Annotated in this window: 21 protein-coding genes; 16 read left to right on the top strand and 5 right to left on the bottom strand. The window is 59.9% G+C overall.

The features are described from left to right. Positions 1–45 precede the first annotated feature (45 nt). Entirely contained in the window at positions 46–981 is a 936-nt protein-coding gene (locus HU770_RS17260) for a LysR family transcriptional regulator (protein ID WP_186664529.1), read from the bottom strand. A 101-nt stretch (positions 982–1,082) separates the two neighbouring features. Here HU770_RS17260 and HU770_RS17255 point away from each other — a divergent pair, with 101 nt between their 5' ends. After that, positions 1,083–1,355, top strand: a complete 273-nt coding sequence (locus HU770_RS17255; RefSeq protein ID WP_186653075.1) for a PepSY domain-containing protein — start codon at positions 1,083–1,085, stop codon at positions 1,353–1,355. Positions 1,356–1,416: 61 nt separating this feature from the next. On the opposite strand, the gene HU770_RS17250 is transcribed toward HU770_RS17255, so the two are convergent. Then, positions 1,417–3,981: an HWE histidine kinase domain-containing protein gene (locus tag HU770_RS17250; RefSeq protein WP_186664527.1), complete on the bottom strand. Its 2,565-nt coding sequence runs from the start codon at positions 3,979–3,981 to the stop codon at positions 1,417–1,419. A gap of 201 nt (positions 3,982–4,182) precedes the next feature. Further along, positions 4,183–5,559 (bottom strand): amino acid permease, encoded by a 1,377-nt coding sequence (locus tag HU770_RS17245; protein ID WP_033697791.1) that lies wholly within the window; start codon positions 5,557–5,559, stop codon positions 4,183–4,185. Between the two features lie 356 nt (positions 5,560–5,915). Between HU770_RS17245 and HU770_RS17240 the strand changes: the two genes are divergently transcribed. The 15 genes from HU770_RS17240 (at position 5,916) to HU770_RS17170 (ending at position 22,876) form a co-directional block, all read left to right on the top strand. Continuing rightward, complete coding sequence (locus HU770_RS17240; RefSeq protein ID WP_186664525.1) at positions 5,916–7,613, top strand: FAD-dependent monooxygenase; 1,698 nt, start codon at positions 5,916–5,918, stop codon at positions 7,611–7,613. A 7-nt stretch (positions 7,614–7,620) separates the two neighbouring features. Next, positions 7,621–7,809 (top strand): DUF2783 domain-containing protein, encoded by a 189-nt coding sequence (locus HU770_RS17235; protein WP_186664523.1) that lies wholly within the window; start codon positions 7,621–7,623, stop codon positions 7,807–7,809. A gap of 85 nt (positions 7,810–7,894) precedes the next feature. Beyond that, a complete protein-coding gene (locus HU770_RS17230) occupies positions 7,895–9,235 on the top strand; it encodes an MFS transporter (RefSeq protein WP_186664521.1) in 1,341 nt (446 codons plus the stop codon). A 76-nt stretch (positions 9,236–9,311) separates the two neighbouring features. Continuing rightward, positions 9,312–10,127, top strand: a complete 816-nt coding sequence (locus tag HU770_RS17225; protein WP_050506052.1) for a helix-turn-helix transcriptional regulator — start codon at positions 9,312–9,314, stop codon at positions 10,125–10,127. Between the two features lie 26 nt (positions 10,128–10,153). Continuing rightward, on the top strand, positions 10,154–10,576 hold the full coding sequence (locus HU770_RS17220) for a hypothetical protein (RefSeq protein ID WP_186653092.1): 423 nt from the start codon (positions 10,154–10,156) through the stop codon (positions 10,574–10,576). Between the two features lie 14 nt (positions 10,577–10,590). Further along, positions 10,591–11,208, top strand: coding sequence for a dTMP kinase (locus HU770_RS17215; protein ID WP_186664518.1), 618 nt, complete (start codon positions 10,591–10,593; stop codon positions 11,206–11,208). A 100-nt stretch (positions 11,209–11,308) separates the two neighbouring features. Continuing rightward, positions 11,309–11,545: a hypothetical protein gene (locus HU770_RS17210; RefSeq protein WP_186653095.1), complete on the top strand. Its 237-nt coding sequence runs from the start codon at positions 11,309–11,311 to the stop codon at positions 11,543–11,545. Between the two features lie 85 nt (positions 11,546–11,630). Continuing rightward, on the top strand, positions 11,631–12,008 hold the full coding sequence (locus tag HU770_RS17205; protein WP_033697802.1) for a VOC family protein: 378 nt from the start codon (positions 11,631–11,633) through the stop codon (positions 12,006–12,008). A gap of 143 nt (positions 12,009–12,151) precedes the next feature. Next, on the top strand, positions 12,152–13,078 hold the full coding sequence (locus tag HU770_RS17200) for a glyoxylate/hydroxypyruvate reductase A (RefSeq protein ID WP_186664516.1): 927 nt from the start codon (positions 12,152–12,154) through the stop codon (positions 13,076–13,078). A gap of 177 nt (positions 13,079–13,255) precedes the next feature. Beyond that, positions 13,256–16,162 (top strand): FAD-binding oxidoreductase, encoded by a 2,907-nt coding sequence (locus HU770_RS17195; RefSeq protein WP_186664514.1) that lies wholly within the window; start codon positions 13,256–13,258, stop codon positions 16,160–16,162. Positions 16,163–16,268: 106 nt separating this feature from the next. Next, a complete protein-coding gene (locus HU770_RS17190) occupies positions 16,269–17,831 on the top strand; it encodes a PucR family transcriptional regulator (protein WP_186664512.1) in 1,563 nt (520 codons plus the stop codon). Between the two features lie 125 nt (positions 17,832–17,956). Then, positions 17,957–19,240 (top strand): 4-aminobutyrate--2-oxoglutarate transaminase, encoded by a 1,284-nt coding sequence (gene gabT, locus HU770_RS17185; RefSeq protein ID WP_033697808.1) that lies wholly within the window; start codon positions 17,957–17,959, stop codon positions 19,238–19,240. Positions 19,241–19,419: 179 nt separating this feature from the next. Beyond that, positions 19,420–20,832 carry an amino acid permease gene (locus HU770_RS17180; protein WP_033697810.1) on the top strand — a complete coding sequence of 471 codons (1,413 nt, stop codon included), beginning with the start codon at positions 19,420–19,422 and terminating at the stop codon, positions 20,830–20,832. Between the two features lie 70 nt (positions 20,833–20,902). Next, positions 20,903–22,378, top strand: a complete 1,476-nt coding sequence (locus HU770_RS17175) for an NAD-dependent succinate-semialdehyde dehydrogenase (protein WP_186664510.1) — start codon at positions 20,903–20,905, stop codon at positions 22,376–22,378. 195 nt (positions 22,379–22,573) lie between these two features. Beyond that, the gene (locus HU770_RS17170; RefSeq protein ID WP_186653113.1) at positions 22,574–22,876 is read left to right on the top strand and encodes a hypothetical protein; all 303 of its coding nucleotides are present in this window, start codon (positions 22,574–22,576) and stop codon (positions 22,874–22,876) included. A gap of 301 nt (positions 22,877–23,177) precedes the next feature. Here the strand turns inward: HU770_RS17170 and HU770_RS17165 are convergent, their stop codons facing one another. Then, positions 23,178–23,969 carry an NYN domain-containing protein gene (locus HU770_RS17165; protein WP_033697820.1) on the bottom strand — a complete coding sequence of 264 codons (792 nt, stop codon included), beginning with the start codon at positions 23,967–23,969 and terminating at the stop codon, positions 23,178–23,180. 36 nt (positions 23,970–24,005) lie between these two features. Beyond that, the gene (locus tag HU770_RS27290) at positions 24,006–24,134 is read right to left on the bottom strand and encodes a hypothetical protein (protein WP_258714849.1); all 129 of its coding nucleotides are present in this window, start codon (positions 24,132–24,134) and stop codon (positions 24,006–24,008) included. Between the last annotated feature and the right edge of the window lie 65 nt (positions 24,135–24,199).

The raw sequence follows: 24,199 nt of genomic DNA, 5'->3' as shown, positions 1-24,199 counted from the left end.
AGCTTATCGCTGGCAAAAATTCACTGGCTTGGCGAATATTATTCACTAATCACCGGGCTGCAGAACGTGGCCGTCCATGCGCAGTGATTGCAACAATACGTCCAGTAACGCCCTGACGCGCGGCAGGGCCTCGCGCTTCCTGAGCCATACCACGTTCATCGGCAAGCCCTCTGTTGCCAGGTGCGGCAATACTTCAACCAACTCGCCACAGGCCAGTTGCTGGTTGACCAGCCAGGTAGGCACCTGGGTGATGCCCAAGCCTTGCAGCACGGCCTGTACCACACCTTCGCCATCGCCAATGGCAAGCCGCGCCGGCATGAAGCGCCGTTCCATTTCGCCAGGCTGGGTACCGGTCATGTGCCAAGGGCTGCCCAAACCGTCGGCTTGCCCGTAAACCACACAGTCATGGGCGTGCAGGTCACGCTCATCGACGGGCGTGCCGCGTGCTTGCAAGTAGGCCGGTGACGCGCAAAAGATGACCCGCTGAGCGCCGATGAACTGGTGGCCCAGCTCGTCCGGCCAAACGTCCGGGCCGCCAATACGTACCACGATATCGATGCCCTGTTCGGTCGGGTTGACGAAGCTGTCGGTAAAGGACACGTGTGGCTGCAGCTGATGATGGCGCTTGATGTAGTCGAGGATAACCGGCAATACGTGCAGCCGCCCGTAGGCCGCAGGCAGGTCGATACGCACTCTGCCTCGCGGCTCGAAGTAGTCCTCGTGCAGCGACAGCTCCGATTCTTCGAGGTCGGCCAGCACCCGTGAGCAGGTCTTGTAGAAGGTCTGCCCCGCGTCAGTCAGGGCAAGCCGGCGGGTGGTGCGTTCGAACAGGCGCAGCCCCAGGCGCGCTTCCAGCCGCGCGATACCTTTACTGACCGCCGAACTTGTCAGGTTCAGGCGCTGCGCTGCCGCCGCAAAACTGCCGAGGTCTGCAACGCAGACAAATACATCGATGCCTTTCAGGCGCTCTGATGAGTGCACATCAACCCTTATGTCATGAATAGCCGTCTTGCCACTCTAATTGAACCGAAGCGACAGTGCTTGGGTCGCAGTGTTTAACTCTGGCAAAAAGGATGTTGACGATGAAAGCGATGACACGACTGTTCACGGGTTTGGCACTGGTGGGGGCACTGGGGGCTAATGTTGCCTGGGCGGATCAGCCAGGCGCCGACTGGAAGGTCAACAAAGACCAGGCCGAAGCTGCGTTGAAGAGCGCCGGCTACACCCAGATCACCAAGATCGAGGCCGATGATGGCCATTGGGAGGGCGAGGGCATCAAGGCGGATGGCAAGCAGTACGAATTCCACGTCGATCCGCACACTGGCGCCATTACCAAGGATGAGTTGGACAAGTGACCGGGTGTTGAACGAATGCGACCCGCGCCTGTGCGCGGGTTTTTAATGCCAGCCCGGCTGGCTATTGTGCTTGTTCCGTAGCTTTCCGAATGTCGATCAGGCTTTCCAGGTTCGACAATATCGACAAGGCGTCATAGGGCTTGCGCACCACGGGAACGTGCTTCAAGTGCGCGGGAATGCTGACACTGTCGCCGTAACCCGTGGCAAACAGGAATGGGATGTGCTGGCGCGAGAGCGCTTCGGCAACGGCAATGGAGGTTCCCGTCCCCAGGTTGATGTCCAGCACGGCGACATCAGGCCTGTGGCTGGCCAGCAGTTTCATTGCCTCGGCTTCCGAGCTTGCGGTGATCACATCCTCGACCAGCGCATCGGCCAGAATCTGTTCAAGGCCCACGGCAATCACCAGTTGGTCTTCAAGAATCAGCACGCATGCATTGACCAGGGCCGTGTAGCTTACCGGCGGCGCAGCCGGCGCGACCTGCGGCGCTGGGGTGTCGGCTGTTTCAAGCTGAGTCAGGTGTTTGCCAGGAATTTTGAAATACCCATGCAGGCCTTCTGGTCTGAACTCGAGCGTGCTGCTGCCGCCCAGGTCGAAGGGGATGCTGCGTTCAATCAGTACCGAGCCAAAACCGCTTCGGCTTGGCGGGCGCACCGTCGGCCCACCGCTTTCGCACCAGGCGATGTCGCAAGCGCCACCCGAATCAATCGTCCAGCTGACCGCCAATTTGCCGCCTGCCCGAGACAACGCGCCATACTTCGCGGCGTTGGTCGCCAGCTCGTGAAGCATCAGCGCCATTACCGAGTAGGCGCGGGCATCGAGCAGCAGGTTCGGGCCGCTCAGGGTGATGGCATCGGCTGCAGTGCGGTACGGCGACAGTTCCGCTTCCAGCAGCGTTGCGAAACGGCCGCCGCCATCCCCCCTCACGACCTGATCGTGCGCCAGCGACAATGCCTGGATACGGCCCTTCAGCGTTGCCACGTAGCTGTTGAGGGTCTGGTTTTCAGTGGTGGGGTGGGCCACCAGTGCACCGATCAGTGAAAGAATGTTCTTCACCCGGTGGTTGAGCTCTTCGTTGAGCATCCGCTGGCGCACTTCGGCCTTGGAGCGCTCATCGGCCATCAGCTCACTGTTGTGCAGGGCAACTTCGACGATCGCGGCGCGGATGGCCTCACCGAACTGGCGGTCCTGTTCGGACCAGGGCTGCGAGTGCTGATGTACGGTCTGCTTCCAGACAGCAAAGCTTTTGCGTGGGGTCAGGCGCTCACCGAGCGGGCCGCTTTCGTAGGTCTTGTTGGGGTCACCGGCCCAATCCAGGGTTTCGATCACCTCCTTGCGAAACAGCATGAGGTAGTCCCTCGGTTGCTGCGACATCGGAATCACCAGTACGCCCGAAACGTCGACGGCATAATCCTGGGCGGCAGGGTGCGCCATCGACAGGCAGTTCGACGCCCATGTACGCCCCTCGGCGACCCCCTCGGCAAAGCGCAGCAGGTTCGGTACCGCCGCCTTGGGCGGTGTCAGCGCGTCTGCCGACCAGCGCCCTTGCAGCGACATGGCGATGCCGTCGCAAGGGATGAGCGCCTTGAAGTCTGTCATGCGGGCACGCAGCAGTTCTTCGATATCCGCCGTGCGGTGGGCATCGCGCAGCAGGTTGTCCAACACCTGGCGGGCGTATGCGGCGGCTTCCAGGGTTTGCTTGGCCCGAAGGGTCTGGATATGCAGCGAGAAGAACTCGCCGAACATCTCCGCTGCGACCCGCTGGCCCATGGTCAGCGTGCGGGGTGCGTAATGGTGGCAGGCAATCAGCCCCCACAGCGCGCCGTCGACGATGATCGAAATGGACATGGACGCGCCCACGCCCATGTTGCTCAGGTACTCGCAGTGAATGGGCGAGACGCTGCGCAGGTGCGCGTAGGACAGGTCCAGTGGCTCGCCGGAAAGGTCCAGTACTGGCTCGATCGGCACGGTTTTGAACTGGGCATCGGCAATGATCCGCACCGGGTTGCGCAGGTACAGGGCGCGTGCCTGCTGAGGAATGTCCGAGGCGGGGAAGTACTGCCCCAGAAAGCTTTCGAGGCCGCTGCGCTTGGCCTCGGCAATGACCTTGCCGGCGCCGTCGACGCCAAGTTGGTAGATCATCACCCGGTCATAACCCAGTAGTGCGCGAACACGCCGGGCAGTATCGGGGAACAGCTTGTCGGAGCGGTCGATCTCACGCAACTGGGCGATGACGGTACGCACCAGTTCGATTGGTTCGGCAATGCCCGCACCGGAGGGCTCGAACTCCAGGAGGGCAGTGCCTTTGAAAATATGCGCGGCCACATCGAACACCTGCCCGGACGGCAGACTCACGGCAAAGCTCAGCGCCGGTCGGGACGCCTCTCTGACGCGTGCCAGCGCGTTGCGCAGCGTATGGGCAGCCTCGCTGCCGATGATGGTTTCGAGCCGTTGCCCGTTGATTTCACCCGCCACGCCCAGCATGCCGGCGGTATTGGCGGAGTGCCGCAGCACGACGCTTGCCGACGCGTTGCAGGCCAGCAGGCAACCGTGCGGCTGGATGCTGCCGGGGATCTGGATAGGTTCGCGATCGCAGTTGGTCAAGTTGACGGGAGGTTGCAAAGTCATGGGCGGCCCCTGCCGGTTTACCAGAGGCCGGCTGCCTGCATGACCGCCGAACATTTTCAGGCAAACGAAGTGTTTACAGTCAAATTCAGCATGGGAGTCTAGCTTGCAGGGCACGCTTCGTCATCAAGGGCAACAGGTGGCAAACACAGGGGGTTAGCGTGCCGCCATGGGCGGGAGCGGGTAAACCCGCTCCTGCACGGGTCAGCTCCCTGCGTAACCAACCGACTTCGCCGCCATCCGATTACGTTTCACGAAGTAGGCCGCCACCACCACCAGTGAGGTCACCGTGGTAAACCAGAACTGAAAGCGCGACCCTGGGTCGAAGGCCTGGGTGACAATCACGGCCAGCAGCGCGAACAGCGCAACGATATTGGCGTAAGGGAAGAACCACGCCCGGAACGCCGTGGGGTCGACCGCTTCATGCCGGGTTTTCCAGCGCATGGCAAAGTGGGCGATGATGATGAAGATCCACACGATCATCACGAACGTGCCGCTGCTTTTGGCCAGGGTCATGAACAGGTCGCCGCCGCTGACAAAGTGCACTGTCAGGATCAACAGGCAGATGCTCAGGCTCAGCAGCAGGGCGTTGAGCGGCACCCCTTTGGAGGTGGTGCGGGAGAACAGCTTCGGCGCGTGGCCACGCTGGCTCAACGAGAACAGCATGCGCGAGTTGGAAAACATGAACGAGTTCATCACCGACATGAACGAGATGAACAACACGATCTTCATGGCCACCGCCGCGCCACTGAACCCGGCCAGGCTGAACAATGACACATACGGCGAAGCCAGGTTTTCAGTGTCTGTCCAGGGCAGGCACAGGATCAGAATCGACACCGAACCGACATAGAACAGCATCACCCGCAAAATCACGCTCTTGATTGCCCTGATGACGTTCTGCCGCGGGTTTTCCGATTCGCCGGCCGCAACGGCTGCAATTTCACTGCCGCCCAGCGAGAAGATCACCACCACCACGCCCGCCATCACCGGCGACAGGCCATTGGGCATGAAGCCATCGTGCGCCGTCAGGTTGACCCAGCCAGGGGAGGGGATGTTGCTGTGCAGGCCGAGCAGTATCGAGACACCCAGCACCATGAAGATGAGAATGGTGGCGACCTTCATCGCGGCCAGCCAGTACTCCACTTCAGCGAACGATTTGACCGAGTAGGCGTTGCTGGCCATCAACGTCACCAGCATGATGAAGGCGCCCGCCCAGATCGGTAGCCACGGCAGAAAGTCGTTGAGGATGGCGCCTAGCAGCACCGCCTCCAGGGTGATGGTCAGCATCGATTTGAGCCAGTACAGCCAGCCGACGGCAAAACCCGCCCATTCGCCGAGGTAGGTATTGGCATAGGTCGAGAACGAGCCGGCGTCCGGGTTGCGACAGGCCATCTCGCCGAGCATGAACATCACCAAGGTGACCACGATGCCGCCGATGAAATATGACAGGATCGCGGCCGGCCCCGCCGAGGCAATCAACTTGCCCGACCCCATGAACAGCCCCGCGCCTATCACCCCGCCTAGCGCAATCATGGTGATGTGCCGTTGTTTCAGGCTTTGCTTCAGACTGTTGGATTGCATTTCCTTGTCCTCTCTTATTATCGGGGAGGAATTGGCAACGTTCGTGCAGCGCAAGGCTTGCCACCGCAAAAATAGTCACCCCCCACACACAGGCGTCGTCGTGCGCCTGCGTCCACGCCCTGCAGCCTTTTATTCAGGCAATAGCTGTCAGGCTGGCCACCTTGGGCAATGCGGCCGTCTATCTCAAGCGAATTCTGCGCACAACATCCTGCGTTTTTTTCCTGAGGGCGTGCTTTTTGCTGTGCAATGTTGTCCCTTCAAGGGGACATGTCTGTTTCTCACACCGCTTACAGTCCGCTGCATATCCGAAATGGCTCAGGCCAAAAAAAAGCATAACAATCCGGAGATGCAGTGCGATGCACACACCACTCGCAGAGCCTCGTCGCTCTATCTATTTCGATTACCAGGTTTTCCCTGCCCACACCGCCAGCGTGAATGCCCAGGTGCAGCATCACCCTGTGGTGATCGTCGGTGCTGGGCCGATTGGCCTGACCACGGCCCTGGACCTGGCCCGCTACGGCATCCCCTCGATCGTGCTGGAAGCCGAACGGCAGGTCAGCGAAGGCAGCCGGGCGATCGTGTTCACCCGTCGATCACTGGAGATCCTGCAGCAGGTCGGCATCTCCGAGCGTGTCACCTCAGCGGGCCTGCCCTGGCGCTTTGGCAATTCCTACTACCGCAATCAGCGGGTATTTCGCATGGAGGCCCCGCACGACCCCGATGACCGTTTTGCGCCCATGACCAACTTGCAACAGCCTTGCCTGGAGCAGTTTCTGGTCGATGCCTGCCACGCCAACCCGATGATCGAGCTGCGCTGGGGCAACCAGGTCAAGGCGCTGGCCCAGGCAGAAGACCGCGCGACACTGGAGGTGGATACCCCTGCGGGTGAGTACACCCTGCAAGCCAGCTGGGTGGTTGCCGCAGATGGGGCGCGTTCGGCCATTCGCACACTGCTTGGGCTGCAACTGGAAGGTGCTTCATACGAAGGCCGTTTTGTAATCGCCGACATCAAGATCGACCTAGACCTGCCCACTGAGCGCCTGGCGTATTTCGACCCGCACTGGAACCCGGGCAATACCGTGCTCATGCACCGCGAGCCAGGCAATATCTGGCGCATCGACTATCAACTGGCACGGGGTGAAACGCCCGAACAGGCCTTGTCGGCTGATTCCCTGCGCGAGCGTATCAATGCCCAGTTGGGCATCCTCGGGGTAGCGAACCCGCAGTGGGAGCTGGACTGGTGCTCGGTGTACTCGGCGCGCGCACTGACACTGTCCGATTACCTGCATACTCGGGTGATATTCACCGGCGATGCCGCGCATTTGCTGCCCATTTTTGGCGTGCGCGGTGCCAACACCGGTTTCCAGGACTGTCACGGCCTGGGCTGGAAGCTGGCGCTGACCCTCAAGGGCGTTGCTGGCCCGGGGCTGCTGGCCTCGTATAGCGCGGAGCGGGTAGGGGCCGCGCGCGAGATCATTGCCGAAGCGGGGAAGAGCACCCGTTTCATGACGCCGCCCAGTGCGGGTTATCGCCTGTTGCGCGATGCCGTACTGTCGTTGTCATTGACCCAGGCGTTCGTCCGCCCGCTGTACCACTGGCGCACTTCGCGGCCACATGACTATGTGGACTCTGCACTCAACTGCAAGCATGACGACAATGCACGCTTCAGCTGCGGGCCTCACCAGGGCGCGCCGCTGCTGAACGTGCGGCTCGGCGATGACCAGTTCCTGTTCGACAGGTTAGAGGCGTCGTTCTGCCTGCTGTATTTCACTGATGCCGTTGAAGTGCCGAGCGATATTCAAGCGCAGGCGCAAAGCCTGCGTGACCAAGGCGTGCCGTTGCAGTTGCTGGCTGTCGTGGGTCATCGGCAAGGCGAGGTCCGGGGCGCAGACGGGGTGATCGACGACCCTGGCGGCCACCTGCGCAACAAATATGGTGCGTCGGCGGGCGGTGCTTACCTGATGCGCCCGGACCAGCACGTTTGCGCCCGCTGGCATCACCTCAATGGGCAGGCTTTGCGTGATGCCGTCGAAACCGCTTTGGGCAATGAGTGAGAACCCTATGGAACACAAGCAACTGACCATCAGCGACATTGAGACCCTCTACGACCAGCTAGCGGATGCCCTTGACCACATCGAAGAGGGCAAACGCGAGCTGTTTCTGGTGAAACTGGCGCTGCTCAGCGCTCAGGCGCTTGGCGACGCAGCGCAGTTTCTGGCGCTGACGCGCACGGCGTTGCTGGACCTGTAATCAGCCCCTGGCTTTCGTGCATTTGCCGCCGGTTTATCTGTTCGAGCCGGCGAGCCTTCCTATAACAATAATCAGGAAGTTCCTCATGACGCGCAGTCCTATCGCCAGCGCGACCACCCCGACGGTGGCCGGTGTTGACGACCGCTATCAGCACGTGTGTAAAAAGATCTCGAAAAGGCTGATCGGCTTTTTGTTTGCCTGCTTCGTACTGTCGTTTCTGGACCGCATCAATATCGGTTTTGCCGGCCTGACCATGATGGGCGACCTGGGCCTCACGGGCACTCAGTTTGGCCTGGCCAGTACCTTCTTCTATGTCGCATACATCGCCTGTGGCATACCCAGCAACATGGCCCTGGCACGTATCGGGGCCCGTCGCTGGATCGGCAGCCTGATGATTGCCTGGGGGCTGGCGTCTACCTGCACGCTGTTTGCGACCGATGCCACCTCGCTTTACCTGTTGCGGATTCTGGTGGGTGTGACCGAAGCAGGGTTCTTGCCTGGCGTGTTGCTGTACCTGACCTTCTGGTTTCCTTCGGCTTACCGGGCCCGCGCCAACGCGCTGTTCATGATCGCCATGCCATTTACCGCCGGGTTCAGCGCTGCGCTGTCGGGGCTGATTCTGGGCCTGGATGGCATGTGGGGGCTGAAGGGCTGGCAATGGCTGTTCCTGCTCGAAGGCTTGCCCTCGGTGCTGATGGGCTGCGTGGTGTTCGGTTATCTGGATGACCGCCCGCAACAGGCGAAGTGGTTGGATGGCGAAGAACAGGCGCTGCTGCAGCGCGCACTGCAAGCGGAGCGCGCTGCCTGCCCGGCAACTGCCACACAGCCTGCCCGCAGCGTCGGGCGCGAACTGGCCTCGCCGCGCATCCTGCTGTTCTGCCTGGTCTACTTTTGCCTGGTCAACACCTTGGCAATGATTGCGGTATGGACACCGTTGATCGTCAAAAGCTTCAACAGCGCCAGCAGTAACCAGGCGATCGGCTTTCTGGCGGCCATCCCGCAGATCTGCACCATTGTCCTGATGATCGTCTGGGGCCTGCATTCGGACCGCACCCGCGAGCGCCGCTGGCACTTGGTGCTGCCCATGCTGATGGCTGCGGCTGGCTGGGTGCTCACTGCGCTGTCGAGCTATCCGGTGGTGCAATTGCTGGGGGTGTGCATGGCGGCCAGCGGCTCTTACAGCGCCATGTCGATTTTCTGGACAACGCCCGACCAGGTGCTGAGTTTCAGTGCCCGTGCGGTGGGTATCGCGGTGATCAACGCCATGGGCAATATCGGCTCGGCAGTCAACCCGCTGGTGGTCGGCTGGCTGAAGGACCTGACGTCCAGTTTCAGCGCAGGTTTCGCCTATGCTGCCCTGCTGCTGGTCCTCGGCGCACTGCTGGCCCTGCGCCTGCCCATTGCGCCGCCAGAGCCCGGGCGCTGAAGGGTGATAGAGTGCCGGGTAGCCGTAGTAGGCAATAACCACAGAACCTGCGCCCGACACGTCGAGAGAAACCGCTATGCAGTACTGGCCCTTGCGCCCCGGCAGTAGTGAACACCGCTTCAATATCGCTCACACCGCCAATCTGTTCGCCAGGGTGGGCCAGAACCGCAGCAAGTTCCTCGCAGCGGATTTGCTGCAGGTGATCGGCTCGGGCGTGCCGTTGGCCCAATGCACGATCTTCGCTTATCCGCAGCGGCGCAACGCCGAGGTGTTCTCGTTTGCGGACCGGGCGCGCGAAGTCTCGCTGCCGGCGATCTCCCACAAATATGTGCAACGCTTCTTCGGCCTGGATGGCAACCAGCAGGTGATGAGCCAAAGCCACTGCGTCACCAACACCATCGTGCAACGCCAGTCAGCTGACGACATCACGCACCCCGAGTACCGGCGCATCTGCTATGAGCAGCCACAGATTGCCGAGCGGGTAGCCTTGCTGACCCACTGTGAAAGCAACCGCTGGTTGTCGGTGAACTTCTACCGCGGCCGCGAGCACGGGCGCTTCTCGGCGCAGGAAATGAACTACCTGGAAGCCCTGGCGCCGTTGCTGATCCAGGCCGTGCGCCTGCATTACCATGCGCACCTGCAAGCCAATGAACTGCCCTTGCTGTTGGCCGAGCGGGTAATCAAGCAGCAGCATGTGGCGCTGACCTTGCGTGAACAAACGCTGTTGCGCCTGATGCTGAGCGGCCTTGCAGTGGAAGACATTGCCGAGCATCTGGGGGTTCGCCCCGTCAGCGCCGCGACGTATGTGAAACGGCTATACCGCAAACTGGGTGTCAACGGTTTGCGTGAGCTGTTTGGCTTGACCACGCAGGCCCAGTGGGCGCTATCCTGAATGCCTGAACCCTTGGGGCATCTATCATGCGCAGGTTGATGGTGTTGCTCGCGATCACGGCGATTGCGGGTTGTCAGGCGCCAATGCCGGCTGCCGATCCGCAGATGGCGTGGGTCGACTTCTCGGTCCCGTTTCCCAACGACAGGTTGTTGATGGCTGAACGCCTGGACCAGCAACGCCTACGCGACGGCCGGTTTTTTCAGGTCAGCCCCGGCAGCCATGAGCTGATCGTCAGGTTCGACTACGAAGCAAGCGGGGGTTCGGGCATGAGCATGATGGGGGGCTCCACCGTGCGCGAGTGCTACCTGACGCTCAACTACCCGCATTTCAAAGCCGGCCAGCGCTATGTGCTGGAGGCGCGTTCCATGGCTTTGACGCCTGAGGCGCGGCTGTACGATGCCAAGGGGGCGATCGTTGCCGAGGTCAGCGCGTATTATTGCCTTATGTGAGTGATGTTCAAACAATGAATCGTCCGCTGTTCGTTTCTCTGGATGGGCCCAAGGGCACTGGCAAGACCACACTGCTTGAGGCCATTACAAAAGTACTGAGGGCAGGCAACAACAAGGTGGTCCGGCTTTGCGAGCGCAATAACGACCCCAACAGAGGGGCAACAATGGCCCTGGTCAACCAACTCGTCAGAAACCCCAGCCGGGAGCTGGAAATGGGGGTTTGCGAGCGCCTGGCCGATAGCCGTAGCTGGATTTCACAGCATGTGCTGCCCAGACAGCCCCAGGGCAGCATCATCCTGATCGACCGCTGGTACCCGTCGGATGCTGCGTTTCGCCGGATAGTCCCGTTTGCAGACATTCTGCGCCTGAATATCGAGCGCAATGTGCGCGTGCCAGACCTGCATGTCGGGGTGGTCACCGACCCTGAAATCTCATGGGCCAGGGCAGCGGCGCGGTCGCGCGGGCTGGGCAGTACCGTGATGTTCAACCTGCAAGAGCAGGTTGCCAGTACCCAGGCGTTCGAGCGAGCGGTTGCGGAGCAGGGGTGGGTGTTGTGCCGCAATGAGGGCACGGTCGAGGAGGCGACGATCCAGGTGGTTGCCGAGATATACAGGGTGTTGCGAGGCCAATAGGGGCAGCGCAGGGCAAAGGTCATGCACGTCGAGCAAGTCGAACCAAATGCTGTCTGCCGAGTCAGGATATTTGTCATGCCAACTCTATGGAGCACAGCAAATGCAAACCTTCAACCTCAAGTATGTTTTCCAGGGCCAGCCGCGTACCCATCAGCTTCAGCTCAAGCAGCGTGAGCTTCCCCTTCACGAGGCAGCCATGCACTTGATCGTGTTGCATTATGGAGATGGTGAAAACAGTCTCGTCATGCCTGCTGCGAATGCCACCCCAACCGAGATCCTGCAACAGGCAGATTCGCTTGATATCTCGCAGGTTGAGGTAACCCCAGCCGGCTTGTGAGCAGGCGCATAACAAACGCCCACCTGCAGGGTTACTGCAGACATGATGAAAACCCGCCAATGCAGGCAAGGGAGCTTCTATCGCTATGATTGATCACTTGGATCATCTGGTACTGACCACCACGGATGTCGACGCTTGCAAAGATTTCTACGTCCGTGTTCTGGGGATGCGTTTGCAGACCTTTGGGGCAGGCCGCCTTGCGTTCTGTTTCGGCAATCAAAAGATCAACGTCCATGTTCGCGGGCATGAGTTCGAGCCAAAGGCCCACCTGCCGGTGCCGGGGGCATTGGACGTGTGCTTGATCGCCAGTGTCGGGCTCGAGCAGGTGGTCGCACACCTCGAAGCTCAGAACTGGCCCATTGTCGAAGGGCCTGTTCAGCGGACCGGGGCGACCGGGCCTATCCTCTCGGTCTATGTGCGCGACCCTGATCTCAATCTGATCGAAATTTCCGAACAGCTGTGACTTGGCGCTTCAGGGCTTTCAGTACCGGTGGTGAAACTACCTACTCGAGGCAGGAGGAACGGCTGTTCTTTTAGTGCACCCATGTGAAGGCATCATGTCGTTGGGGTGGGCATCATGTATGTACTGAATAACAGGAGCCAGACATGGCTATTCTCTACATGGCCGAGCCCGGCAGTGCTGCTCAATGGCGTCAGGCTTTTCATGAAAGTGCCCCCGAACTTGAGTTTCGCGAATGGCCCGAGGTGGGCGATGCGCGCGACATCGAGTATCTGATTGCCTGGAAACCGATGCCCAGGCTGATGGCGCAGTTCCCAAACCTCAGCGTGCTGTACTCGGCAGGCGCCGGCGTCGATCAGTTCGACCTGTCTGAGCTACCCGAGCACGTTTCGCTGGTCAGGCTGGTGGATGGCGCCATGGCCGACATCATGGCCGAGTACGTGACCTTTGCCGTACTGGCCTTGCACCGTGACATCCTCACTTACAAGAACAGTCAGCGCGAGCGCCGCTGGGCGCCTTTGCCGATCACCCCAGCGTGCGAGCGGCGTGTGGGTGTGATGGGGCTGGGGAACCTCGGGCAGGTAGCCCTGCAGCGGTTGCAGCCACTGGGCTTCCAGCTGAATGCGTGGAGCCGCTCGCCGAAAGTGGTCGCGGGTGCGCGTTGCTACGTGGGTAATGAGCAATTGCATGCATTTCTAGGCCAATGCGACATCCTGATCAACCTGTTGCCTCTGACACCCGAAACGGCGGGCATATTGAACGCGACCACGCTCGGTGCGCTGCCCACAGGGGCAGGTGTGGTGAACGTGGGGCGGGGTGCTCATGTTGTCGAGCAGGATCTGTTGGCGGCGCTTGATACCGGCAAGGTCGCAGGCGCGGTGCTGGACGTGCTTGATCAGGAGCCTCCCTTGCCCGACCACGCGTTCTGGCGGCACCCGCGGGTATTGCTGACCCCGCATATCGCCAGCAATGTTCAGGTCAGGGGCGCTGTTGATGTCATCGTGCGAAACCTTCACCGCGCGCGCAGCGGCCTGCCCTTGCTGAACACGGTGCATCGCGGCAAGGGCTACTGAGGCGTCGCGATTTGATCCTACCTGAAGAAGCATGAAAAGCCTGTTTCTTCCTATTCCGAGTTGGTAGAGCCTCATCCGCGCTCGGCTTACAGTAGTTAACGCCCACTGCTCTACCCTGGGGAGTCCCCGTAGGGCCGTTGCGTTTCCGTGCTGATGATCGAGACCAGGCTTCTCCTAATGACAAAAAACAACCCTATCCCTTTCGACCTCAACCTCCTGATGACCCTGCGCGCCAAGCTTGAGGCGCAAACCTCGGCGGAGGTTCGATTCGACGCCGCCACCCGCGCCATCTACGCCTCCGAGGCCTCAAACTATCGTCAGCTGCCGATAGGCATTGTCATTCCCAAAACCGTCGACGATATCGTGACCACGGTACGCCTCTGCAAAGAGGCCGGCATGCCGATCTTTCCGCGTGGCGCGGGTACCTCCATGTGCGGCCAGGCGGTGAACGCGGCGGTTGTGATCGATGCCTCCAAATACCTTCATGCTGTTCATGAGATTGACCCTGCAAGGCGCCTGGCCAGGGTGCAGCCGGGTGTGATCTGCGATCAGCTCAAAAGCGAGGCGGCCAAGGTGGGGCTGACCTTCGGCCCGGACCCTGCAACTCATAGCCGCTGCACGCTGGGCGGCATGATCGGCAACAACTCCTGTGGCGCTCACTCGGTGATGGCGGGCAAGACAGTCGAAAACGTCGAGCGCCTGGAAATTCTGACCTATGACGGTGAGCGTTTCTGGGTAGGGCCTACCGACGAGGCCGCCTACCAGCAACACATCAGGGCCGGTGGGCGACGTGCCGAGATCGTGCAGGCATTGAAGGCGCTGGTCGATCGCAACGAGGCGCACATTCGCGAGGGGTTCCCCAAACTCAAACGTCGCGTGTCGGGCTACAACCTCGATCAGTTGTTGCCTGAAAACGGCTTCAACATTGCACGCGCGCTGGTGGGCGTCGAAGGCACCTGCGTCACCGTCCTGCAGGCTGAGACGATTCTGGTGAAGAACCCGACTCACCGCGTGCTGGTGGTGCTGGGCTATGACGAGATCTATTACGCAGCCGACTCCGTACCGCAGTTGCTGCCGCTCAACCCAATCGCAATGGAAGGGTTGGATGATGGCATCATCGATGGGCTCAAAGAACGCGGCATGAAGCTTGCCGATATCGCTGAGCTTCCGGCTGGCAATGCCTGGTTGATGATCGAGTTTGGTGCTCTGTCGACTGAGCAAGCGATTGCCTTCGCCCAGAAGGCCGTGGACATCGCGCCTGAGTTGCCGGGTAGCCCAAGTGTGCGGCTGGTGACCGATGCAGGTTTGATGAATCGAATCTGGACGATCCGCGAGACGGGCGCCTCGGCGACCTCGCTGGGGCTGGACCCGAACGCGCCTGATCCTGTCGTAGGGTGGGAGGACGCAGCGGTCGAGCCCGCGCACCTTGGCCAGTACCTTCGCGAGTTCAAGCGCCTGGTCAGTAGCTACGGCTACAAGACCAACCTCTACGGGCACTTTGGTGATGGCTGTATCCACTCGCGCATTACCTTCGACCTGAAATCCCAGGACGGCCTGGATAACTGGCGAGCATTCCTGGAGGAGGCGGCTCACCTGGTCGTGCGCTACGGCGGTTCGTTGTCGGGCGAGCATGGTGATGGCCAGGCCAAGGGGGAATACCTGCGGATCATGTACTCCACCGAGATCATGAACGCCTTTGCCGAATTCAAAGCGATCTGGGACCCGCTGAACAAGATGAACCCAGGCAAGCTGATCCATGCCATGCCGGTCGATGCCAACCTGCGGTTGGGCCCGGACTATGAGCGCCGCGAAATCCCCAGCCAGTTCACCTACGATGCACGCCTCGGTGACAAGGGCCTGGCGCGTGAGGCCGAGCGCTGCATCGGGATGGGTAAATGCCGCTCGCTCGATGGCGGCACCATGTGCCCAAGCTTCAGGGCGACCCGCGAAGAGAAGTACTCCACCCGCGGCCGTGCACGTTTGTTTTTCGAGCTGTTGAAGGGCGAGGTGATCGAAGGTGCCTGGCAGAACGAGGAGGTCAAGGACTCTCTGGATCTGTGCCTGAGCTGCAAGGGCTGCAAGACGGACTGCCCGACCAATGTGAACATCGCCCGCTACAAGACCGAGTTCCTTAGCCGCTATTACAGCCACAAGCCGCGCCCGGTGATGGACGCCATGATCGGGCGCATCGGCGCATGGCTGCCTCATGCCACCAAGCTGTCACCCGTACTTAACTACGCCATGGGTAACCCGCTGGTGCGTAAGGCGGGTGCTTATTTCGGGCTGGCGCGTGAAGCCAAGTTCCCAAAGGTCGCCTCGCAGAGTTTCCGTAGCAGCGCTACGGCCAGGCGCATCCTGAAAAATGAGCGTGTGCGTGTCGGTACAGAGGTGCTGTTGTGGGTGGACAGCTTCAATAATGGCTTCACGCCCCACGTGCTCGAAGCGGGTGTAACCGTACTCGAGGCGCTTGGGTTTAGCGTAAAACTGATGAAGCGCCATGTGTGCTGCGGCCGACCTTATTACGACGTGGGCATGATCGATCAGGCCAAGTCGAACCTTGAGCAGATCCTTGCCCAGTTGGCGCCAGTGCTCGAAGAGGGGCTTCCAGTCATCGTCCTTGAGCCCAGTTGCTTGTCGGTGTTCCGCGACGAAATGCCGGGCCTGTTCCCGACGGACCCGCGCGCCCAAAAGCTCGAGAAGTCGATCATGACCTTGAGTGAGTTCATCGAGCAGCGTGGTTTGCAGTTGCCTTCGATCAACGAAGACGTGCGCATACATGGGCATTGCCACCAGAAGTCCTGCGGCGGGATGGCTGGGGAGCAGGGCGTTCTTGAAAAGCTGGGCGGCCAGGGCCAGGTGATTGCTGCGGGGTGCTGCGGCGTGGCGGGTGCATACGCTTACCATAGCAAGACGGCTCCGATTGCGAAGATCATCGGTGAGAATGAGTTCAAACCTCACATCGACAAGATCCCGCAGCAGGCGGCGGTCGTTGCCGATGGCTTCAGTTGCCGCGGGCAGATCCGCAACGTGAGTGGCAGAGAAGCCATGCACCTGGCCGAGTACCTTGCGAAAATTCTGGGTTAGTTGCACGCAGCGCAGCATTCTCCAGTATCTGGCTGCTAAGGTCGTTGCAAACCTGGCAGCCATCGAGTGCTGTCGAGTGGTTATTTCTAAGTGGGATTGATAGGTCATGAAGCTCGACACAGCGATAGGTAGCACTGTGCTTCGCGAGGCCACTGTGGTGGCCGGTGAAACAGCCATGGATCGCGAAATCACCTGGGTTCACATCGTCGATCACCCCGAGATCACCAATTGGTTGAAGCCTGGCGAGCTTCTGTTGACCACCGGCTACAACTGGCCAGTAGACGACGAAGAGTGCCGTGTGATGGTGCGCCGGTTGAGTGAAATCGGTTTGGCGGGGGTGGTACTGGCTGTTCCCCATTTTCGCGAGCATTTCACCCAGGCCGCGATTGACGAAGCGAACCGCTGCGACTTGCCACTGCTCGAGTTGCCGTGGGAGATCCAGTTCAGCGAGATCATGCACGATGTACTGGCCCGGATCATCAACATCCAGGCCGAGACCATTCGCCGCTCAGACCATATCCATCGCACGTTGACCGAGGCTGCCTTGGAGGGCAACAACCTGGAAGGCTTGGCCAAGGCGCTGAAATCCGCCCTGGACAAGCATGCAACCGTGGTCTCTGCGGATGGTACTGTTCTGGGGGCCTCCGACCCCGCGGTCGACGCGCTTGCCGAGCGCGCACTGATTAAGAAAATCACCGAACTGGACTCGCTCACGGGCTGTTTCGATGCCACCACGGCAAAAGTCGTGACGCAGGGCGTGCAGCGCCCCAGGCTGGGCGGTGCCATCAGGCTACGTGGAGAAGTGGTGGGCATTGTCTGGCTGCACGGCGAAGAAGGGGCGTTTGAGGAGCTGGAGTCTCGAGCGCTCGAACACGCCTCGGTGATTGCGGCGTTGCACCTTGCCTACCAGCGTCAGTTGTCCGACCAGGAAACCCGCTTAGGTTATGCATTCGTCGCGGGGTTGCTGGAGGGCAAGTTCTCTGCCACACCAAGTGCCATAGAGCGGGCGCAAGTGTCGGGATGGGGCGAAAACAGGGACTACCGGGTTTGTCTGGTGTTGTTGAATGAACCGATCCCGTTGTCGGTGGAAGGCTTCAACCGACGCTCGCGAATTGCCGAGCGTATTGCCCAGTCGATGCAGGGCATGGGCATCGCGCCGCTCATGTCCGTCTCGCTGAACCAGGTCAGCTTCTTGCTCCCGGCAGAAAACGCCCCAGACGCCATCTGGAGGTCGGTACGCACAGAAGGTAGTGCGATGGCCGTCAGCCGCGTGCACAAGGGGGTGACGGGCATGGCTCAAGGGGCAGAGGACGTGCTGGCGCTGCTGCCTCTGCTCAAGCCCGGAAAGCTGCATGACTTCGACGAGGTGCTATTCCCTCGCGCCTTGATGGGGGACTCGGACGCCCGTCGCTTGCTGATGGAAAAGCTGATCGAGCCGCTCGGCAACCCCAAGCGCGGCAATGCCCTGATAGACACCGTACTGACCTTGGCCAGAGAAGGCTTTCAACTACTCAATACGGCCAAGGCACTGGATATTCATATCAGTACGCTGCGGTACCGGGTCGAGCGGATCGAGTCGATGCTGAATATCTCGCTCGACAATCCAGACGATAAGTTCAAATTGCAGGTAGCGGCTCAGATGTACGTGTTGGCAACGGATGATAAGTAAAAGCGTTGAATTGGCTTTTCCTGCTTTAAGCAGGATTAGTTTGCGCGCGCTTCCTACTTCCTGGTTGTAGTTGGAGGGAAGGGCAGTGGTTAGCATTAAAACACTGACACATAAAGGTGAATGCTATGTCCTCTCAACAAAAATTGTCTGTATCGGCGCGTGCCCAGCATGTTTCCAACGGTGTTGCAGTTGCTCACCCCATTACGGTGAGCCGCGCTGCGGGTGCCTACCTATGGGATGATCAAGGTAAGAAATACCTGGATTTCGTGGGTGGCATAGGCGTGTTGAACGTGGGGCACAATCACCCGCGTGTGGTCGAAGCGGTACGCAAGCAGTTGGACACCTTCTCGCATATCTGCTTCCAGGTTGCGGCTTACGACCAATACACCGATCTGGCTGCCAAGCTGAATAACCTGGTTGGCGGCCCAGAGCACTACAAGTCGGTGTTCCTGACCACCGGTGCCGAAGCGGTCGAGAACGCCATCAAGATCGCGCGGGGCTACACCAACCGCCCAGGTGTGATCGCATTCCGCGGCGGTTTCCACGGCCGTACCTTGATGGGCATGACCCTGACCGGCATGAGCCAGCCGTACCGCCAGAACTTCGGCCCTTACGCGCCGGACATCTACCACACCCCGTACCCGAACGAATACCGAGGCATCACCACCGAGAAAGCGCTGGTGGCCCTGCAGGAGGTGTTCGACACGCAGATCGCTGCTGATCGTGTTGCGGCAATCATCATCGAGCCAGTACAGGGTGACGGTGGCTTTATCGCAGCGCCCGTCGAGTTCATGCGTGCACTGCGCAAGAAAACCGAAGAACTGGGCATCGTGCTGATCTGCGATGAAATCCAGACCGGCTTTGGCCGTACCGGCAAAATGTTCGGCTTCGAGCACGCCGGCATCCAGCCTGACCTGGTAACCGTTGCCAAGAGCCTGGCCGGCGGCTTGCCGATCTCGGGCGTTGTCGGCCGTGCCCGAATCATGGATGCCCCGCAGCCAGGCGGCCTGGGCGGCACCTACGGTGGCAACCCACTGGGCTGCGCCGCTGCACTGGAAGTGATCAAGATCTTCGAGTCCGAGAACCTGACCGAGCGTAGCCGCGCTATTGGTGCGCAACTGCTGGAAGGCTTCAAGCAACTTGAGGGCCGTTTCAACAGCATCGGCCACGTACGCGCCATTGGTGCCATGGCAGCGGTCGAGTTCGTTTCCAATCGCGACAGCAAAGAGCCGGATGCGGCGATGGCGCAGCGCGTGATTGACGCTGCCCGTGAAGAGGGCCTGCTGCTCATCAAATGTGGTGTGTACCGCAACGTGGTTCGCTTTATCTGCCCGTTGGTGATCACTGAGCAGGACGTTGCCAAGGCACTTGGCATGTTCGAGCGTGCATTGGTTGCCGCACAAGCCTGAGTCCGACTGCTTGCCGGTGCAGGGATTGAACGGATCATTCTGATCACGTTCACCGACTTGAACTTGCCCCCTCCCTGCAGGGGGCTATCACACCGCAAGTTAATCAAACAGCGTGCCGGGAAGGGGGTTGGCGGTTTCTCGCGCGTCAATGTTTCCCGTCAATTAATAGAGGTGCCTCGATGATGAATACAAGTATAAGTATCGATAAACCGAACACCCATGACAGCCAACTCAAGGCGGGCTTGAAGTCTCGGCATCTGACAATGATGTCGATCGCAGGGGTCATTGGTGGCTCCTTGTTCGTAGGGTCGGGGAGTATCATTCACAGCGCGGGGCCAGCCGCCGTTCTGGCCTTTCTGGTTGGCGGCATTCTGATGATGCTGATCATGCGAATGCTGGGGGAAATGGCAACGTCATCGCCAGACACTGGGTCATTCTCGACCTACGCCGACCGCGCCATTGGTCGCTGGGCCGGTTTTACCATTGGGTGGCTGTACTGGGGTTACTGGGTCAGCCTGATGGCGTGGGAAGCATACGTTGCCGGAAAAATCCTCAACGGCTGGTTTCCATCGATCAGCATCAATGTCTTTGTGCTGGCAACGACCCTGGTTTTGCTCAGTATCAACTTCTTCAATGTGAAGAACTACGGTGAATTCGAGTTCTGGTTCGCCTTGATCAAAGTGGTGGCGATCTTCTGCTTCCTGATTGTGTGCGGCCTGGCCGTGACCAACCTCTGGACGCTGGGGGAGGTGAGCGGCATCAGTAATCTGACCGCGCATGGCTTTATGCCAAACGGCATAGACCCCGTCGTCGGCGCAATGCTCGGGGTGATGTTTGCATTCCTGGGGGCCGAGATTGCGACGATTGCAGCGTCAGAGTCTGCAAACCCCTCGCAGCAGATCATCAAGACGACGAAGTCGGTTGTCTGGCGCGTAGGGCTGTTTTACGTGGGGTCGATTTTCCTGATTGTGTGCCTGGTGCCGTGGAATGACCCCATGCTGGGCGTGTCAGGCTATGGCTCGTACCGCCGGACACTGGAGCTGCTTGGGGTGCCTGGCGCAGAAGTGCTGATGAACTTCGTGGTGCTGACCTCGGTGAGCAGTTGCCTGATTTCTGCGCACTACACCGCCTCGCGCATGCTCTTCTCCTTGGCCACCCGCGGTGACGCACCTGCGTTCTTCAAGTTCACCAAGGCCGGAACGGGCATCCCGGTCTACGCGATTATTGGCTCGTGCCTGGTGGCTGTGATTCTGGCACTGATCAACTTTAGTGAGGCGCTGCGGCCCAAGGATGTACTGGATACGCTGATGAACATGACCGGCACTATTGCACTGCTGGTTTACCTGGTCATCGCCTGCTCTCAACTGAAGATGCGACGCAAACTGGAACTCAAAGGCAGTGACATCCCGTTGAAGATGTGGCTGTTCCCTTGGCTGACCTGGGCGGTGATCGTGTTCATCGTGGTTTGCCTGGGGGTGATGTCGTTCATGCCTGACTACCAGGTGCTGGTGGTGTCTACGGGCAGTGCAGGACTCGCGTTGGTGCTAATCGGAATCGTGCATCAGATTCGATGCAATCGCTTAAAGCGATAGTTACAGGGCACGCGCGGTGTCGCGGCCTGTCGGCTTAGTTGCCAAGACTGCTACTCAAATTGGGGGTTTTATGAGCTTTAAACTGCAGCGCGACGCGTTGATGGTTACCAAGAATTACATTGCGGGTGAGTGGCAGGATGCAGTATCGGGCGCCACCCTGCCGGTCAATAACCCGGCGACTGGGGAGCCTGTTGCCTGGGTTGCAAATAGCGATGAAAAAGATGCGGAAGCTGCCATTGACGCGGCAGCCGCCGCTTTTGAAGCTTGGCGCGCCACGCCCGCCAAACAACGCGCTGTCATTTTGAAACGCTGGAATGACCTGATCATGGCGAACGCCGAGGATCTGGGCAAAATCATTTCCTCTGAGCAAGGCAAACCCCTTGCTGAAGCCATTGGTGAAATCGCTTACGCCGCCAGTTATGTCGAGTGGTTTGCAGAAGAGGCGACCCGCGCGAACGGCGACATCATCCCTCAGGCGGTGCGGGGCCGTAAAATGACAGCCTACTGGGAGCCTGTGGGTATCGTTGCTGCCATCACGCCCTGGAACTTCCCCGCCGCGATGATTGCCCGGAAAATCGCGCCTGCACTGGCTGCCGGTTGTACCGTTGTGTGCAAGCCCGCAGCAGAAACCCCACTCACTGCGTTGGCCTTGGTCAAGCTTGCGCAAGAGGCGGGCGTGCCGGCAGGTGTTCTGAATATCGTCAACACCCTCTCGTCAAAGACAGTTGCCGATGTGTGGCTGGACGATGCCCGTGTTCGTAAAATCACCTTCACCGGCTCGACCCCCGTGGGTAAGCACCTTGCCCACGAATCCTCCCGTACCCTGAAAAAGCTGGCGTTGGAGTTGGGTGGTAACGCTCCGTTCATCGTGTTCGAAGATGCCGATGTCGATGCTGCGGTAGAAGGCTTGATGGTTGCCAAGTTCCGTAACGGCGGCCAAACCTGCGTGTGCCCCAACCGTGTCTACGTTCAGTCGAAGATCTACGGCAGGTTCCTGGAAAAACTGGCAGCCCGCGTAGCAGCCTTGGTCGTCGGCCCGGCGAGCGATCCGGCGTCCCAGATCGGCCCAATGATCAACGCCAAAGCCATCGCCAAAATCGAAGAGCATGTTAACGATGCCGTTGCCCGGGGCGCCCGAGTGCTGACCGGCGGCAAGCGCCTGCTCACCGAACAGCGCGCCGAGTCCACATACTACGCGCCAACCGTTCTGGCCGACGTAGACCGCGCTGCCAAGTGCTTCCATGAGGAAACCTTCGGGCCCGTCGCGCCGATCACTCAATTCGACACCGAGGAGGAAGTCATCAAGATGGCCAACGACTCGCCATTCGGGCTGGCAGCCTACTTCTATACCAACGACATGCGCCGTGTGCACCGCGTTACCGATGCGCTGGAGTGCGGCATTGTCGGAGTGAACGAAGGTGCGCTGGCTGCCGAAGCTGCGCCATTCGGCGGGGTGAAGGATTCGGGTTATGGCCGCGAAGGCTCCGTCCACGGCCTGGCGGAATACATGCACATCAAGTATGTGTGCCAGGGTGGCCTGGATTAATACCTCAAACGTGGCGCGTTAGTGTGTTCTGCATTGGGCCTTCATTGCGAAGGCCTTAACCAGCTTGGTAAGTTGCAGAACTTTCGGTTTAGTGCTTTCGTCAAGTAATTGACCCATGCCGGTTTTCATAACGATCAAATTGAAACCGGCAGGCCTTGCCCCAGCGCACGGGGTTTTCGCCAAGAGATCCACTCCATGGACGCACAAGCAGCGGTCGACGGCATTCGTTCCCTCGGCGAGAAGCGAGTGGTGACCTTTCTGGGTTTTTCCGACGCGGGCTATGAGGATGAAGCTCGAGCCCGGGAGGTATTGCTGGCAGAGCTCGCGACCTTCGACCCTCGGGATACCATCGTGTGCTCGGGTGCCACTGCGCAAGGCATTGGCATAGTCTATCCACTGGCACTGCGTAAAGGGTTTCGCACCGTAGTCTGGGTGACTATTAACGGTAAAGCCGAGCAGCCGATTGGCGATGGAAGTGACGCGATCTTGCGTTGGTGAAGGGTGGGTTCTGCGGAGCCTTACCTTTGTCATCGAACGCCCCTTCAAGCCCTTCTTCGGCGAACAAGGCATCGCCCTGTGACCCTCTGCGGTCCCTTTAGGAGCGGCCTTGCCGGGGCGCCGGACCGGTCGGAAAGGGGCGCGCAGCGGCCCCAGATTGGTGCGTCACCGCTGATAGTGCCGGGGCTGCTTTGCAGCCCTTTCGCGACGCAAGGCCGCTCCTACAACGGGCGTCGTTCGCCAAGGTGCAGAAGGCGCCCAGCTCGCCGGCTTCGAAACAGGACCTCCTGATTACAAGGAATCACTTGCTAGGTGGCTTGTGCCGGGCGTACATCGCGGTACCCCCAGCAGATGCACCACGAGCCTGCAGTTCGAACGTTTGCGGGTATGCCTTGATCAGGTCGCTCAGCTTCTTGAAACCATGGGTACGCGGGTCAAACTCCGGGCGAAGCTTCGAGATGTTCGTACCCAGCACACTTAAATGTGCCCAGCCATCCTCATCAGCAATGTCGTCCAGAATTTTGGTAATGAACCCGATGGGCGCCTTGGGCTTCTTGGGCTTTTCTGCCGCCACCGGTTTTGCATCAGGTGTCACGGAGGATTCGACAGACGCCTCGGCATTGGGCGACTGAGCGGCTTCGTCACGCAGCAATTCGATGTAGATGAACTTGTCGCAAGCGGCCACAAAGGGCTTGGGCGTTTTTTCCTCACCAAACCCGTAAACCGTCAAGCCTTCCTCCCGCAGCCGTGACGCGAGGCGTGTGAAGTCGCTGTCGCTGGACACCAGGCAAAAGCCATTGAAGCGCCGGGTGTAGAGCAAATCCATGGCGTCGATGATGAGCGAGCTGTCGGTGGCGTTCTTGCCCTTGGTATAGGCAAATTGCTGGATGGGTTGGATCGAATGGTCGAGCAGCACTTTTTTCCAGCCACCGAGTTGCGGGCCAGTCCAGTCACCGTAGATCCGCTTGACGCTGGCGACACCGTACTTGGCGATCTCTTCGAAAAGCCCCTCGACGATCGCGGCTGGCGCATTGTCGGCGTCAATCAGTACTGCGAGGTGTTTTTGCGTGGTGGTAGAACTGTGTGTGGCCATGGTCATCCTTGGGGCATGAAAAGAAGCTGTTCTCAGTCATTCTTGCTGCATTTGTCTGTCCCAACCGAAGGCCATGAGGCTGTGCAGGCAAGGCCACTGGATGAGCTTGCGGTAGCGCAATTGCTGGGACTCGACGCGCAGGTCGTCGTTCGGGCGCCATTGCATATTGAAAAGCTTGTCATGGCGCGACAGGTCAACGCACCAACTGCCGCAGCTTAATCGCTTTTCGC

Source organism: Pseudomonas sp. SWRI68, from assembly GCF_014269165.1.
GTDB classification, from domain to species: domain Bacteria; phylum Pseudomonadota; class Gammaproteobacteria; order Pseudomonadales; family Pseudomonadaceae; genus Aquipseudomonas; species Aquipseudomonas capeferrum.
This window is presented reverse-complemented; position numbering and strand designations above follow the sequence as displayed.